Genomic DNA, 15,820 nt, shown 5'->3' on the forward strand with positions numbered 1-15,820 from the left:
GGCAAGCCCCCTCCCACATTGATCTTCATCAGTTTTTGAGCTTTGTGTTGGTTTACGGGCTAGCATTGGCCTTTGTCTTCATTACTGTTACTCGCTTCGGATAGCACTCCATGACCGCCCACAAAATTGGTTTCCTGATTTGGCCCAGCACAAAAGCACTCACGCTTGCGCTGGCTGAGGAGGCCTTGCGCGTTGCCCAGCGGGTGCATCCGGATGTGGTCTACGAACTGTCGTTTTTGCTCGCCGAGCCGGCTACCGACGGCGCCTGGCAATTGCCCGGCGAACCCTGGGCCGGCAAGTTGGAAGGTTTCCAGAAACTGTTCCTGCTGGCCGATGAGCCGCCTACCGTCATCGCCTCGCAACTCGGCTCCGCCCTCAAGCAACTGGTGCGTGCCGGGTGTGTAATTGGCGGATTGTCGGCTGGGGTCTACCCGTTGGCGCAACTGGGTCTGCTCGATGGTTATCGCGCCGCCGTGCACTGGCGCTGGCAGGACGACTTTGCCGAGCGCTTCCCCAAGGTTATCGCCACCAGTCATCTGTTCGATTGGGACCGTGATCGCCTGAGCGCCTGTGGCGGCATGTCGGTGCTCGACCTGTTGCTGGCGGTCCTGGCCCGTGACCACGGCGCCGAACTAGCCGGCGCGGTCTCCGAAGAGTTGGTGGTGGAGCGCATCCGCGAAGGCGGCGAGCGCCAACGCATTCCACTGCAAAACCGCCTGGGTTCCAGCCATCCGAAGCTGACCCAGGCGGTGCTGCTGATGGAAGCCAATATCGAAGAGCCGCTGACCACTGACGAAATTGCCCAGCATGTGTGCGTATCCCGACGACAACTGGAGCGAATCTTCAAGCAATACCTCAATCGCGTCCCCAGCCAGTACTACCTGGAGTTGCGCCTGAACAAGGCCCGCCAGATGCTCATGCAGACCAGCAAGTCGATCATCCAGATTGGCCTGTCGTGCGGTTTCTCCTCGGGGCCGCATTTCTCCAGCGCCTACCGTAACTTCTTCGGTGCCACGCCCCGTGAAGACCGCAACCAGCGGCGCAGCAGCAGCCCGTTCGAGTTGTCGTCGGCGCCTTCCGAGCGCGGTTGAAGCCTACTCTTCCATGGGGTCCGGTGTGCCGGGCGGCGTCAACGCCACGCCGTGCTCATCATACATAGCCTCTTCCACCCCCAGCTCATAGCCCGTTTGACGGTAATAGGTGCGCAATATCGCCAGGCTCTCGGCGGACAGGGGGTTGCCGCTCAGATCGGTGTCATCGTTGAGCGGCAGGGGCATATCCAGCAGGTCTGTGGGCAAGTGCTCGATCAGGTTGTCGCTCAGGTCAAGGGTGCGCAGTCGCGGCAGGTTGAAGGTGCCCAGCGGAACCTCGGTCAACCCGCAGTTGTGCAGGTATAACGTGGTCAGGTGTGACAGGTTGCGCACATCGAGTCGGTTGTTGAGCGGGTTGTCGCTCAAGTCCAGATGAATCAGATCGCCCAGGCGCGACAATTGATCGGTGCTGTCGGGCGTCAAGCGGATCAGGTTTTCGCTGAGGTTGAGAAGGTGCAGTTGATTGAGACTGAACACGCTGTCGGGAATCGCAGTGAGGGCATGTCGCTCCACGGACAGGCTCTTGAGGTTTGGAAAGCCGCGCAACAACCCGTCGATTTGCTGGTTGGTGCCTTCGCCCAGCAATTCCAGGAGCGTCACATGTTCGAAACGCGCGCTCAAGACAGGCAAATCCCCCATTAGTTGGCCGTGAAAGACCAACTTGTAGGTGTGCCGTTGCAGTGTTTCGCTGTCGTCCAGCTCCACCTCTCGCCGCCAGCAACGCAGTAGTAAATCCTTGAAATGCAGGCGTCGGATCTGTTCCTCCGCGCGGCTGTTTTCATCCAGCACGGTATCGAGCAGCGGGTCTCTGAGCGGCACATCCAGGACCCAGGCATGCAGGTCGGTTTCCAGCTGTGCGTATTCAAGGCCCAGTCGGGTGATGTGCTCACTGGCATTCTGTAGCTCGCCGGGCAATAGAAACAGCTCCCGTTTGGCGTCTTCCTCCGACAGCATGGGGAACAGTGCCTTGATACGTTGCAAATTACCGTCCGCGAGGCTGACGTTCCAGTGCTCCCGGGTGGCTTGGCAGTAGTGTTTCACACGGTTCAAGGTGGCGAGCGACAGCGGGTTGTCGGCCAGGTCGAAAGAGGCGCTGATGCTGGCCGGCAACATGAACGCTTCGTCCGGCAGTTCGCTGATGCTGTTGTGGCTCAAATCTACCCGTGCCCTTACGGTTGGCGGGGTGATGAGTGACGCTGGAAACGCTGTCAGCCCGGTGTTGTGCAATGACAGGTTGGTGAGTTGGGGCATTTGGCCAAAGTCTGGCACCCACCCCAGTGGGTTGTTGCTCAGGTCCAGCAGTTTCAGGTCGCGCATGCTTTGCAGCGTAATGGCCGAAGAGGGGGATAAGTGAATATCGCATTGGTTCAGGGTTAGCTCGGCAAGCTGGTGCAGAGGGCTGAGATCGGGGAGTTCGCCCAAACTATAGTGCTCAAGGGTGAGGGTGTTGATATTCGGGAAACTTTGCAGGAACTCCCCCAGGCGCAACGTTTCGCCCGTGCCCTTGAGGGTCAGGGCAGCGATATGGTTGAACCGTGTGCGCAGGCGGGGCAATTCGCCGCTTATCGGTCTATGCAGGATGAAGGCGTAGCTTGCAGCCCCGTCCTCAAAGTGCTCTCCAGAGGTGATTTCACGGCGCCAGCCGGCTTCAAGGGCAGTGATGAAATAATGACGACGCTCTCGCTCCTGGGTGTCGATTTCGCTGTGTTCAGCCCAGGGCGTCAGGTCTTCGCGGATCTTCAGCAGATCCGCTTCCATTTGCGTCATCTCTGCTCGTCCTGCCGCCAGATCTCCAGGCAGGCCGAAGATAAAACGGTTGATTGCATCGTTGTCCGAGCGGGGAAACAGACGTTTGGCCTGGGCGACATCGGCGCTATCAGGGGTTACCTCCAAGTACTTGCCGGTGCGTCGGAAGTAGGTTTTGACGTGCTCCAGGGTCTGGTATGAAAACGGGTTGCCAGACAGGACGTAGTGATCGGTGGTGGCGGTGGGCAAGTCGAAAAGCGGCAGTGGCAGTTCGCTGATGTGGTTGTTGGAAAGTATTACCAGAGAGGGTTGGTTGAGGTTTAGCAGGCCCGGCGGCAGTTGGCTGATACCGGTATTACCCAGGTCCAGGTAGTTCAGGTTCGGCATTTGCTCCACGCTGGGCAGCAGCGTCAGCGGGTTGTTGTACAGGTCCAGCGTCAGCAGGCGGTTCATGCCATTGATGGTCGCCTGGCTGCTGGGTGTGAGGGTGATGTTGCAATTGTTCAGTATCAGTTCATTGAGGTGGCTCTGTGATGAAATCGAGGCTGGTAATTCGCCTAGGCGCAGGTCGCGAATGCTCAAGTTGCGCAGTCTCGGGAAGTGCGACAGGAACGGGTTGACTTCCACTGTCTGGTTCACGCCTTGCAGCTCCAGGTAGGCGATATGATCGAAGCGGGCGTTCAAATGGGGTAACTCGCCAATCCGTGGCACGGTCAGTCGCAGAACGTGACCGTTGAGGGTTGGCGTTTCGTAGAAAGCGTCGATGGGTGTTTCCTGGCGCCAGGCACGTCGCAGTTGATGGCTGAATAACTGGCGATCGCGGCGCAGGTACTCGCGGTCTGTATCGCTCAGCGGTACGCCGGACTCCGGATGTACGCTGGGCGTGCTCGACTCCCAGGCCAGCAGGTCCATGTCCAGGCGCATGTACTCGTTTCTCAACCTGTCCAGCCCCAGTTGCGCGCCTTCGGCGTCGCGTCCCAGTGTGGTGAGCAACTCCCGGATCGGTTCTTGGGTGAGAGCGGGCCGCAAGGTCTGAATCTGCTGTTCAAGTGAGGGCAGTTGACTGGGGCCCGGTTGTTCGGGAGGGCCAGGGCGATAGCCTTCCATGCCGCCCCGCAGACGCATGACGCTCGGGTTGTAGGTGGGTTTGAGCAGCGGGTCGCTGCCCAGCAACTGGCGCAGGATGTTGCGGTCCAGTGGGTGTTCGCCAATCGCCTGCTTGAGGCGTGGGCCCTGGCCGATATGAATGCCCAGTGCATCCCTTGCGGTATCGGGAAGCGCCTGGAGAATTGCGGTGTACAGGTCGGTGGTGCCAAACAATGGGCCTTGATCGTCGTGTGGTATGTACTGGCCGTCGGGAATTTCCACCAAGGTTCGCTGGGTCAGCGCATAACGTGGGCCAATAGCGTCCAGCAGTTTGCCTGCGGCGTGGTATTGCCGCATTTCAAGGCGTATCCAGGTCGGCCAGCCTGGCAGGTTTTCCAGGGAATGCAGGGCCAGGCGAGCAGTGTCAGGGGTCTCCATGGTTTCCATGTACAGCCCCTCGTAGGCACGGGTAGTGCGGACTTCATGCAGCGACCATTCGGCCAGTTCCACCAGGCGCAGCGGAACCTTGCCGGCATCTATCGCTTTGAGTTCATCGCCGGTGGCATTGGCCAGCAGTTCTTCGGCGATGCAGCTGGGGAGGCCGGGGCGTGATGTACTGTCGATGATCTTTTGCAGGCGGGCATTGCCGGCACGATTCTGGCCTCGGTAGTGTGAGTCGAACAGGCTGTAGCGCTTGTCTTGGGCGAGCCTGGCCAGTTTCTTGCGCAGGGTGGCGGCACGGGTGTGGGGCGAAGAGGGCGGCACGCCAAATTCCTCTTCCAGAAGTTGCTTGCGTTCTGTTTCGTTGAGGCCCTCGATCAGGGTGGGTAACAAATCGCCGTTGCGCAGTTGGGCATCGAGCACCTGCACCACGCTGGCGCCTTCCTTGCCTTTGTACTGCCAGAGGGTTTCGCCCCTGGTGTCGACGACGCGCAGGGTTTTGCTGGTGGGCCACCAGTCATAGCTGGTCAGCAGTTGCAGCTGGGTTTGTGCATCGGCTTTGGTGTAAATCGCCGGATCATCGCTGTTCAACTGGGTAATGAAGTCTTGCAACTGCTGGTCGATCTTGAAGCGCTTGAGGGTGTCGGCCAGCAAGGGCGGCGGCGTTTGCTGGGTGGCGTGCATGTGTCGCAGGGTGTTGTCGTGGGTGGCGCTGGCGTCACGGGCTCGCGCCAGTTGTGTGTCGCTGAGTGTTTCGGTCTGGTAGCCAAGCCGGCGCAGCAGGGTGCTGCGGTCCCAACCCAGAGGATTCTCTAGCTCGGTGAGCCAAGCGCCCTGGCCGTTAGTCATCACTGGCGGTTGGTAGGCGCCGGGGCGTGTGGGGTGCTGCAGGTAGTAGCGACCACTGCGCGCATCTTGCTGCACTTGATAATGCTCGCCGTCGAGACGCAGCAGCGTTTTACCGGCGTGCTGGTGCAGGCCCTGCGCATCGGCGCGGGCGTCGGTCGGCAGCCTCAGTGCCTGACGGTAGGGTGTCAGGTCGGGGCGCCATAGGCGGCGGTTGCCATTGGGCAGCGTGACTGGCTTGAAGCGATCGATAAACTGCAACAGCTCCTTGGGCAGTTTTTGGCGTAACAGGGCTTCGGCAATGGGCAGGCCGGTGGCAAACAGGCCCAGTTGTACAAGCTGTTCCATGAGCCCGAGCGCATGTCCCAGCGCCTCCCGTTGCAGGCCCTCGGCCCACTCGATAACACCTTCGAAGGCCTCGTCGAGCACTTGGTAGGCGGTGTACGCCAGCATCAGCGCGCCCAGGGGCGGTATGAAGGGCATGGCCACAAAGGCGATAGCTTGCAGCAGCGCTTCGCCGATTGTCTGGAGCAAGGCCCAGCGCGCCCAACGGGCCTTCTGGTTGGCGGTGGCGGTGGATACGGCGCGGCTACGGGCGTCGTCCAGCAGCTTGCTCAGTTTCATCTCGAACAGGTGTTCGAACAGGCCGCTGTCGATTTTCTCGCTGCTGAGTTGCAGCTTGGGGCGCGACACTGGCGTATCACGCCAACTGGGGCGCGGATCGCCCACGGTGTGCGGGTGCCACTCTACCTGGCTGAGACGCTGATTGAGGTTGGCAAAGAACACCCCGGCATCTGCGTGGCGTACAAAGCGACTGAAGAAGCGTTGATAGTCCGTCGAGCGCAGTTTTGTCGCCAGCGCCTGGCTGAACTGTGCACTGCTGGCGTAGTACTTGATGGGGTGTTCCGGGTCGTCGGGAATGTAGGCGACCACCGGCTCCACGCCGCGACTGGCTTGCAGGTCCTGGGCAAACAGCACAATGCCAGTGAGTCGGCAGCCCATGATAAACAGGTCATGCCCCAGCACATGGGGGCAATCGCTGTGCCCTGGGTGATCCTGATTGATCAGGTTGAGTAGCCTCAAGTAGTGGTCCGTGGGCAGGTCCTTGTTCAGCACGGCCATGAACAAAGCCAGCTTCAGCGCTGCGAGGTGGCTTTGTTTGAGCCAGTACTGCAGGGCGGTGCGGGCCACCGGGTTGTCCAGATCCAGGGCCTGGTCCAGGTAGCGCTGGTACTGGCCGCCGATGTCCAGGCGCCGGCACAGGGTGGTGAATTGCACCACGCTGATCTTCTCGTCGAAGCCGGGCAGGCTGACGAACTGGCCGGTTGCGCTGGGCGCGGTGGTGAAGCCGGAATTGCGCTCATAGGCGCCATCGGTGGCTTCAGCGGCTTCGAAGTTATGCAGGGCGGCGTCGAGCAGGGAGACCGACCAGGTCCTGGCGGCGCCTGGTTTAACAGTGATGCCTGCCAGAGTCAGCGGGATATAGAGTTGCAGGTAAGTGGTGCGTACGTTGGCGTCGAGGTCGAACTCATCCTTGAGCGCCTTTTGCAGTAACTCGGCGCCGAAGTCTTCGGGGCTCTTGATGGCGGAAAATGCCTGGTCCACACGGTTTTGTGTGGTCCAGGCTTCGCCGTTGAGGCGTTTGAGCTTTTCATGTTGCAGGTCGGTGATCGTGCTGTACCAATCGGCAACGGCCGGCGGGTTGGCTGCCAGCGCCCCGCGCTTGGCGGCAGAGGCGCCGCCCAGCCAAGGGGCGATGGCATTGCTGAGGATTGTCAGGTGGAGGGCGTCGGGAGGAGCTTGCAAAGGCATGGTGCCTGTCCTTGATAGCTTTAGAAGTGAGCCAAGCAGATCAGATCAGGTAGCAGCGCCGGCGGTAGACAATTAGCGCGGCCAGTCTTGGCGGATTTGCGAAGATCCCTTCATCCCCTGCCCACGAAGCCCTTGCACGGTTTAAACTGCGCCTTTGCGACGCTATTTGTCGCATTGGCGTAAACCCGCCAAAAACGGGGGTTTGCGCTATAAGAAGTTGTCGCTTGGCGGCAAGGCCGCGCTGAAAACTGTCCTTACAATCCCTGCATCGCCCGCCAGTTCCAGGCAGGCGTTCCTCTTCAGGAGACTCCGATGTCCGTTGAGCAAGCCCCGGTGCAACGTGCCGATTTCGATCAGGTCATGGTGCCTAACTACGCACCTGCCGCATTCATCCCTGTGCGTGGCGAAGGTTCGCGCGTGTGGGACCAGGCGGGTCGCGAGCTGATCGACTTTGCCGGCGGCATCGCAGTCAACGTGCTGGGCCATGCCCACCCGGCGTTGGTCGGTGCACTGACCGCACAGGCCAACAAGCTGTGGCACGTCTCCAACGTCTTCACCAACGAGCCGGCCCTGCGCCTGGCCCATAAGCTGATTGACGCCACGTTTGCCGAGCGTGTGTTCTTCTGCAACTCCGGCGCCGAAGCCAACGAGGCCGCCTTCAAGCTGGCCCGTCGTGTGGCGTTCGACCGTTTCGGCAGTGAGAAGTACGAAATCATCGCCGCGCTCAACAGCTTCCACGGCCGTACCCTGTTCACCGTCAACGTGGGTGGCCAGTCCAAGTATTCTGATGGCTTCGGCCCTAAAATCACCGGCATCACCCACGTTCCTTACAACGACCTGGCCGCGCTGAAAGCCGCTGTGTCGGACAAGACCTGCGCTGTGGTGCTGGAGCCGATCCAGGGCGAGGGCGGCGTACTGCCAGCTGAGCTGGCTTACCTGCAAGGCGCCCGCGAACTGTGCGACGCCCATGACGCGCTGCTGGTGTTCGACGAAGTGCAAACCGGCATGGGCCGCAGCGGCCACCTGTTCGCCTACCAGCATTACGGCGTAGTGCCAGACATCCTCACCAGCGCCAAGAGCCTGGGCGGTGGTTTCCCCATCGCGGCGATGCTCACCACTGAAGCGCTGGCCAAGCACTTGGTAGTCGGCACCCACGGCACCACCTACGGCGGCAACCCGCTGGCGTGCGCGGTGGCCGAAGCAGTGATCGACGTGATCAACACCCCTGAAGTGCTGGCTGGCGTGAACGCCAAGCACGATCAGTTCAAGGCGCGCCTGGAACAGATCGGCAAGCAGTACGGCATCTTCACCGAAGTACGTGGCATGGGCCTGTTGATCGGTTGCGTGCTCAGCGATGCCTTCAAAGGCAAAGCCAAGGACGTGTTCAACGCGGCCGAGAAAGAAAACCTGATGATCCTGCAAGCCGGCCCGGACGTGGTGCGTTTTGCGCCGAGTCTGGTGGTGGAAGAGGCAGATATCACTGAAGGTTTGGATCGTTTTGAGCGGGCTGTAAAAACGCTGACGCAAGCCTGATACACATTTATTGCCGGACTGTGTCATGTGAGAGGGGGCTTGCCCCCGATGCGGTGGATCAGTCACCAGATTTATCAAGTGACAGACTGCTATCGGGGGCAAGCCCCCTCCCACATTTTGGCCCTGTGTTGAATCAGGAGCTGTCCGGTATTTTTTCCTATGAGTTTTTCGAGTTAAAGGAGTGACACCATGCTGGTGATGCGCCCCGCGCAAATGGCTGATCTGGGCGAGGTACAGCGTCTGGCCGCAGACAGCCCGATTGGTGTTACCTCCTTGCCGGATGATGTCGAACGCCTCAGCGACAAGATCGCCGCCAGCGAAGCGTCCTTCGCGGCCGAGGTCAGTTTCAACGGTGAAGAAAGCTATTTCTTCGTGCTTGAAGACACCGAGACCGGCAAGCTCGCCGGTTGCTCGGCCATCGTCGCCTCGGCCGGTTACTCGGAGCCTTTCTACAGTTTTCGTAACGAGACCTTCGTGCACGCTTCCCGCGAGCTGAAGATCCACAACAAGATCCACGTGCTTTCCCAGTGCCACGACCTCACCGGCAACAGCCTGCTCACCAGTTTCTACGTGGTGCCCGAGCTGGTCGGTTCGCCGTGGTCGGAACTCAATTCCCGTGGCCGCCTGCTGTTCGTCGCCAGCCATCCCGAGCGCTTTGCCGACTCGGTGGTGACCGAGATTGTCGGCTACAGCGACGAGAACGGTGATTCGCCGTTCTGGGACGCCATCGGTCGCAACTTCTTCGACCTCAACTACGCCGCCGCCGAGCGCCTGTGCGGGCTCAAAAGCCGCACCTTCCTCGCCGAGTTGATGCCCCATTACCCGATCTACGTGCCGCTGTTGCCGGACGAAGCGCAGGAGGCGATGGGCCAGGTACACCCGCGTGCGCAGATCACCTTCGACATCCTGATGCGCGAAGGCTTCGAGACCGACCATTACATCGACATCTTCGACGGTGGCCCGACGCTGCACGCACGGGTTTCAGGCATTCGCTCGATTGCCCAGAGCCGCGTGGTGCCGGTGAAGATCGGCGAGATGGTCAAGGGTGTCGGCCGCCAGTACCTGGTGAGCAACGCACAGTTGCAGGATTACCGCGCGGTGATGCTGGAACTGGACTACGCGCCCGGCAAACCGGTGACCCTGGACCTGGCAACCGCCGAAGCCCTGGGCGTTGGCGAAGGCGCGAGTGTGCGCCTGGTAGCGGTTTAAAAAGAGAGTTTCGCGGGTGGCTGACAACAGCGGCCCGTTCGAGGAGATAGCATGATCGTTCGTCCCGTACGCAGCAGCGATTTACCGGCCCTGATTGATCTGGCGCGCAGCACTGGCACCGGCCTCACCACCTTGCCGGCCAACGAAGAGCGCCTGACCCATCGCGTGGGCTGGGCGGAAAAAACCTTTCGCGGCGACGCCGGCCGTGGCGATGCCGACTACCTGTTCGTGCTGGAAAACGACGAAGGCCGCGTGGTGGGGATTTCTGCCATTGCTGGCGCCGTTGGCCTGCGTGAGCCCTGGTACAACTTCCGGGTCGGCCTGACCGTCAGCGCCTCCCAGGAGCTGAATATCTATCGCGAGATTCCGACGCTGTTCCTGGCCAACGACCTCACCGGCAATTCCGAGCTGTGCTCGTTGTTTTTGCACGCCGATTACCGCACCGGCCTCAACGGCCGCATGCTGGCCAAGGCGCGCCTGCTGTTTATCGCGGAATTCCCGCAACTGTTCGGCAACAAGATCATCGCCGAGATGCGTGGCGTATCCAACGATGCCGGACGTTCACCGTTCTGGGAAAGCCTGGGCCGTCACTTCTTCAAGATGGAATTCAGCCAGGCCGACTACCTCACCGGCGTGGGCAACAAGGCATTTATCGCTGAGCTGATGCCCAAGTTTCCGTTGTACAGCTGCTTCCTGTCCGAAGACGCGCGCAACGTGATCGGCAAGGTCCACCCGGACACCGAGCCGGCGCTGAGCATGCTCAAGAGCGAAGGCTTCAGCTACCAGGGCTATGTGGATATTTTCGACGCCGGCCCGGCGGTGGAATGTGAAACCAGCAAGATCCGTGCGGTGCGCGACAGCCAGTCACTGGTGTTGGCCATCGGCACGCCGGGGGACGACGCTACGCCGTTCCTGATCCATAACCGCAAGCGCGAGGACTGCCGCATCACCGCCGCACCGGCACGTCTGGCGGCAGGCACCCTGGTGGTCGATCCACAGACCGCCAAACGCCTGCAACTGGTGGTGGGTGATCAAGTGCGTGCTGTTCCGTTGTCTGCTGCTCGGGAGTCGAAGTAATGAATTCGCTGTATATCGCAGGTAGCTGGCTGGCTGGCCAGGGTGAGCTGTTTGAATCACGCAACCCGGTGACTCAAGGCGTGTTGTGGGCCGGTAATGGCGCCACCGCCGAGCAGGTCGAGTCCGCGGTGCAGGCTGCGCGCCAGGCGTTCCCGGATTGGGCCAAACGTTCGCTGGAAGAGCGCATCAGCGTGTTGGAAGCCTTCGCCAATACACTGAAAAGTCGCGCCGATGAAATTGCCCGCTGCATCGGTGAGGAAACCGGCAAGCCGCTGTGGGAATCGGCCACTGAAGTCACCAGCATGGCCAACAAGATTGCAATCTCGGTGCAAAGCTACCGCGAGCGTACCGGCGAAAAGAGCGGCCCCCTGGGCGACGCCACTGCCGTCTTGCGCCACAAACCCCACGGTGTGGTGGCGGTGTTTGGCCCTTACAACTTCCCTGGCCACCTGCCCAACGGGCATATCGTCCCGGCATTGCTGGCGGGTAACACCGTGTTGTTCAAGCCGAGCGAGCTGACGCCCAAAGTTGCCGAGCTGACCGTGCAGTGCTGGATCGACGCCGGCCTGCCGGCGGGTGTGTTGAACCTGCTGCAAGGCGCACGGGAAACCGGTATCGCGTTGGCGGCCAACCCAGGCATCGACGGTTTGTTCTTTACCGGTTCGAGCCGTACCGGCAATCACCTGCACCAGCAGTTCTCCGGGCGCCCGGACAAGATCCTGGCCCTGGAAATGGGCGGCAACAACCCGCTGGTGGTGGACGAAGTGGCCGATGTGGATGCGGCGGTCTACACCATTATCCAATCGGCGTTTATCTCTGCCGGCCAGCGTTGCACCTGTGCCCGGCGCCTGCTGGTGCCGGAAGGCGCCTGGGGCGATGCGCTGCTGGCGCGCCTGGTGGCGGTGAGCGCGACGATCGAAGTGGGTGCGTTCGACCAGCAACCGCCGCCGTTCATGGGCTCGGTGATTTCCCTCGGTGCGGCGAAAGCCCTGATGGAGGCCCAGGAACTGATGCTGGCGAATGGCGCTGTCGCACTGCTGGAAATGACCCAGCCACAGGCTCAGGCCGCCTTGCTGACGCCAGGCATCATCGACGTGACCGGCGTGACCGAGCGCGAAGACGAGGAACTGTTCGGCCCGCTGTTGCAGGTGATCCGCTACGCAGATTTTGCCGCGGCGATTGCCGAAGCCAACAACACCCAGTACGGCCTGGCCGCGGGTTTGCTGTCGGACTCCGAAGCGCGTTACCAGCAGTTCTGGCTGGAAAGCCGCGCCGGGATCGTCAACTGGAACAAACAACTGACCGGCGCCGCCAGCACCGCGCCGTTTGGTGGGGTAGGGGCCTCGGGCAACCATCGCGCCAGTGCGTATTACGCGGCAGATTATTGCGCGTACCCGGTGGCGTCGCTGGAGACCCCAAGCTTGGTAGTCCCCGCCACGCTAACCCCCGGCATTATACTGATCTAAATGTGGGATGGGCTTGCCCCCGATAGCGGTGGATCAGTCACCTGATTTATCAACTGACAGTCAGCTATCGGAGGCAAGCCTCCTCCCACACTGGATTTGTGGTGTGTTGAAGAATTCTGATGCCTATAAAAACAGATGTTCGTGGAGCCTCGCCGATGAAATCCTATGAAGTCAATTTTGACGGTCTAGTGGGGCCGACCCATAACTACGGCGGTTTGTCCTTCGGCAACGTCGCGTCCCAGAGCAACAGCCAGCAGCATTCCAACCCCAAGGAAGCGGCGTTGCAGGGCCTGCAAAAAATGAAAGCCCTGATGGACATGGGCTTTGTGCAAGGTGTGCTGGCGCCCCAGGAGCGTCCAGACGTGGCCGCTTTGCGCAGCCTCGGCTTCAGCGGCACCGATGCGCAGGTGATCCAGCAGGCGGCCAAGCAGGCCATGCCGTTGCTGGTGGCAAGCTGCTCGGCATCGAGCATGTGGGTGGCCAACGCCGCCACCGTCAGCCCAAGCGCCGACACGGCAGATGGCCGCGTGCACTTCACCGCCGCCAACCTCAACTGCAAATACCATCGCAGCATCGAACACCCGACCACCAGCCGCGTGTTGGGGGCGATGTTTGCTGACAGCAAGCACTTTGCCCACCACGCCGCGTTGCCGGCCGTGGCGCAGTTCGGTGACGAAGGCGCGGCCAACCACACACGTTTTTGCCGTGAGTATGGCGAGGCCGGCGTCGAGTTTTTTGTGTTCGGCCGCAGCGCGTTCGATCCCCGTTACCCGGCCCCGCAGAAATACCCGGCACGCCAGACCCTTGAAGCCTCCCAGGCCGTTGCGCGCCTGCATGGCCTGAAGGATGAAGGCGTGGTCTACGCCCAGCAGAACCCGGCAGTGATTGACGCCGGTGTGTTCCACAATGACGTGATCGCGGTCGGCAATGGCGAAGTGCTGTTCTATCACGAGGACGCGTTCCTCAATACCGAACAGATGCTCGCCGAACTGCAAGGAAAGCTAGGCAAACTGGGGGGCAACTTCCAGTCGGTGTGCGTGCCACGCGCCCAGGTCAGCGTCGAGGATGCGGTGCGTTCCTACCTGTTCAACAGCCAGTTGCTGACCCGTCCTGACGGCTCGATGCTGCTGATCGTGCCGGAAGAATGCCGTGCCAACGAGCGTGTGTGGCAGTACCTGCAAGGCCTGACTGCCGCCGGTGGGCTGATCCGCGAAGTGAAGGTCTTCGACCTCAAGCAAAGCATGCAGAACGGCGGTGGCCCGGCGTGCCTGCGCTTGCGCGTGGCGTTGAACGAAACCGAGCTGGCGGCCGTGAACCCAGGGGTTATCATGACCGCGTCGTTGTACGAAACCCTGACCCAATGGGTGGGCAAGCACTACCGTGACAGCCTGCGCGAAACCGACCTGGCTGACCCGCAGTTGCTGCTTGAGTGCCGGACGGCACTGGATGAACTGACGCAAATCCTTAAACTGGGCTCGGTTTATCCTTTCCAGATCAATTAACGCCACGTGGCTGAGATATTTTATTTATGACCGACACCCTGAAGCTGATCCTTGAAGACACCGACGGCACCCAGCTGGAAACCTCCTGCACCCGCGTCGCCGTGGTCTGGCAGGGCAAGGAAATCTGGATCCAGCACGACGGCCGTGGCCAACTGCTGATCGGTGTGGACGTTGAAGAAGGCGACGCCGAATACGCCAACCTGCTGATGCGCCCATTGGCCACCAACCTGATGAGCCTGCAACTGGAAATGGAACCGGCCGACGTTGAAGGTGATGACGACGATCACGTCCACGGCCCAGGCTGCAACCACTAAGGAAGCTGCGTATGCTCGCCCTCGGCAAATTGCTTGAACTGACCCTCGCCGGTCGTGAACCGGCGCAAAAAATTCAATCGACTGTCGACGGCGTGCAGATGCGCTGGCTCAGCGAGGGCGCGCTTGAAGTGCGTCCTCCTGAAGCACGGGACAAAGGCAGCGACCTGCTGCTGTCGTCCGGCATCCATGGCAACGAAACCGCGCCGATCGAACTGCTCGACCGCCTGTTGCATGGTATTGCCCGTGGGGAGATCAAACCCCGTACCCGCATTCTGTTCCTGTTCGGTAACCCCGAGGCCATGCGCCGCGGTGAGCGTTACCTTGAACTGGACGTCAACCGGCTGTTCAACGGCCGACATGAAAAAAACATCGGCCCCGAAGCCATGCGCGCCGCCGAGCTTGAGCAACTGGCCCGCAGCTTCTTCAGCCAGCCCGGCCGTTCGCGCCTGCATTACGATTTACACACCGCCATCCGTGGTTCGAAGATCGAGCAGTTCGCGCTGTACCCCTGGAAGGACGGGCGCCAGCATTCGCGTCATGAGCTGGCGCGTCTGAACGCTGCCGGCATGGAAGCGGTGCTGCTGCAGAACAAGACGTCGATCACTTTCACGGCGTTTACCTACGAACAGCTGGACGCCGAGGCCTTCACCCTGGAGCTGGGCAAGGCACGGCCATTCGGGCAGAACCAGGGGGTCAATGTTTCGCGCCTGGAGCTGCGGCTCAAGCACATCATCGAAGGCACCGAGCCTGAGACTGACAGTCTGGACGGGTTGAAGCTATTCGCCGTCTCGCGGGAAGTCATCAAGCACAGCGATGCTTTCCTGCTGCACTTGCCGGCGGACGTGGAGAACTTTTCGGAGTTGGACAAGGGTTATCTGCTGGCCGAAGACGTGGCCAAGACGCGTTGGGTGATCGAGGAGGAGGGCGCACGCATCATCTTCCCCAACCCTAAGGTCAAGAACGGCTTGCGGGCGGGGATCTTGATTGTGCCGACCACAGAGGCCGGATTGGCCTAGTTCCTGAGATCTGGTGAGATGCAAATGTGGGAGGGGGCTTGCCCCCGATGGCGGTGTCCCAGCTACAGATGAGCTGGCTGACACACTGCTATCGGGAGCAAACCCCCTCCCACATTTTGTTTTGCAGTGTTGCCTAGACCGCTACTGCACGTGGCTCGCTACGACGGATCGCCCGCACCTTGTGCAGGGTGTCGGCGCAAGTCTTCGCAGCTTCCTGGCCCTTGTGCACAAAGTGATCATGGAAGAACGCATGATGCTCGCTGCCCGCATGGAAGTGATGCGGCGTCAGCGATACCGAAAACACCGGCACTTCAGTTTCCAGCTGCACCTGCATCAGGCCGCTGACCACCGATTGGGCGACGAACTCGTGACGGTAGATGCCACCGTCCACCACCAGCGCGGCGGCAACGATACCGGCGTAGCGGCCGGTCTTGGCCAGCAGCTTGGCGTGCAGGGGCATTTCAAAGGCGCCGCCGACTTCGAAGAAATCGATGTCCGATTCCTGGTAGCCCTGGGCGATCATTTCGGCGAGGAAGCCTTTACGGGATTGATCGACGATATCCTTGTGCCAGCATGCCTGGATAAACGCGACGCGCTCGCCGTGGTGGTTTTTGCTTTTGCTGTCGATAGCGGTGGGTTGCATGTTCTGACTCCTGTTTAAGAAAAAAACAGGGCGTTATG

10 protein-coding genes are annotated in these 15,820 nt (G+C 60.8%); 8 read left to right on the forward strand and 2 right to left on the reverse strand.

All coding sequences use genetic code 11. The features are described 5' to 3' along the window. The first annotated feature begins 110 nt into the window (after positions 1–110). A complete protein-coding gene (locus NDJ82_RS24820) occupies positions 111–1,091 on the forward strand; it encodes a GlxA family transcriptional regulator (protein ID WP_099587210.1) in 981 nt (326 codons plus the stop codon). Between the two features lie 3 nt (positions 1,092–1,094). Here the strand turns inward: NDJ82_RS24820 and NDJ82_RS24825 are convergent, their stop codons facing one another. Then, positions 1,095–7,022, reverse strand: coding sequence for a dermonecrotic toxin domain-containing protein (locus NDJ82_RS24825; protein ID WP_250926497.1), 5,928 nt, complete (start codon positions 7,020–7,022; stop codon positions 1,095–1,097). Positions 7,023–7,334: 312 nt separating this feature from the next. Between NDJ82_RS24825 and NDJ82_RS24830 the strand changes: the two genes are divergently transcribed. The 7 genes from NDJ82_RS24830 to astE all read left to right on the forward strand — a co-directional run bounded on the left by NDJ82_RS24830 (position 7,335) and on the right by astE (position 15,139). Then, complete coding sequence (locus NDJ82_RS24830; RefSeq protein WP_158877910.1) at positions 7,335–8,555, forward strand: aspartate aminotransferase family protein; 1,221 nt, start codon at positions 7,335–7,337, stop codon at positions 8,553–8,555. Between the two features lie 189 nt (positions 8,556–8,744). Next, positions 8,745–9,764, forward strand: a complete 1,020-nt coding sequence (aruF, locus tag NDJ82_RS24835; RefSeq protein ID WP_032886753.1) for an arginine/ornithine succinyltransferase subunit alpha — start codon at positions 8,745–8,747, stop codon at positions 9,762–9,764. Between the two features lie 51 nt (positions 9,765–9,815). After that, positions 9,816–10,841 carry an arginine N-succinyltransferase gene (gene astA, locus NDJ82_RS24840; protein WP_060757323.1) on the forward strand — a complete coding sequence of 342 codons (1,026 nt, stop codon included), beginning with the start codon at positions 9,816–9,818 and terminating at the stop codon, positions 10,839–10,841. Beyond that, positions 10,841–12,307 (forward strand): succinylglutamate-semialdehyde dehydrogenase, encoded by a 1,467-nt coding sequence (astD, locus tag NDJ82_RS24845; protein ID WP_250926498.1) that lies wholly within the window; start codon positions 10,841–10,843, stop codon positions 12,305–12,307. Before astA ends, astD begins: the two co-directional genes overlap by 1 nt. 155 nt (positions 12,308–12,462) lie before the next feature. Then, positions 12,463–13,809 (forward strand): N-succinylarginine dihydrolase, encoded by a 1,347-nt coding sequence (astB, locus tag NDJ82_RS24850; protein ID WP_250926499.1) that lies wholly within the window; start codon positions 12,463–12,465, stop codon positions 13,807–13,809. A gap of 26 nt (positions 13,810–13,835) precedes the next feature. Continuing rightward, on the forward strand, positions 13,836–14,123 hold the full coding sequence (locus tag NDJ82_RS24855) for a hypothetical protein (RefSeq protein WP_003175651.1): 288 nt from the start codon (positions 13,836–13,838) through the stop codon (positions 14,121–14,123). 11 nt (positions 14,124–14,134) lie between these two features. Beyond that, entirely contained in the window at positions 14,135–15,139 is a 1,005-nt protein-coding gene (astE, locus tag NDJ82_RS24860) for a succinylglutamate desuccinylase (protein WP_250926500.1), read from the forward strand. 133 nt (positions 15,140–15,272) lie between these two features. Here astE and NDJ82_RS24865 read toward each other — a convergent pair whose 3' ends face one another. Beyond that, positions 15,273–15,782 (reverse strand): 6,7-dimethyl-8-ribityllumazine synthase, encoded by a 510-nt coding sequence (locus tag NDJ82_RS24865; protein WP_101272595.1) that lies wholly within the window; start codon positions 15,780–15,782, stop codon positions 15,273–15,275. Positions 15,783–15,820 lie beyond the last annotated feature (38 nt).

It is taken from the genome of Pseudomonas sp. SR18, assembly GCF_023701505.1.
In the GTDB taxonomy this organism is placed as follows: domain Bacteria; phylum Pseudomonadota; class Gammaproteobacteria; order Pseudomonadales; family Pseudomonadaceae; genus Aquipseudomonas; species Aquipseudomonas cyclaminis.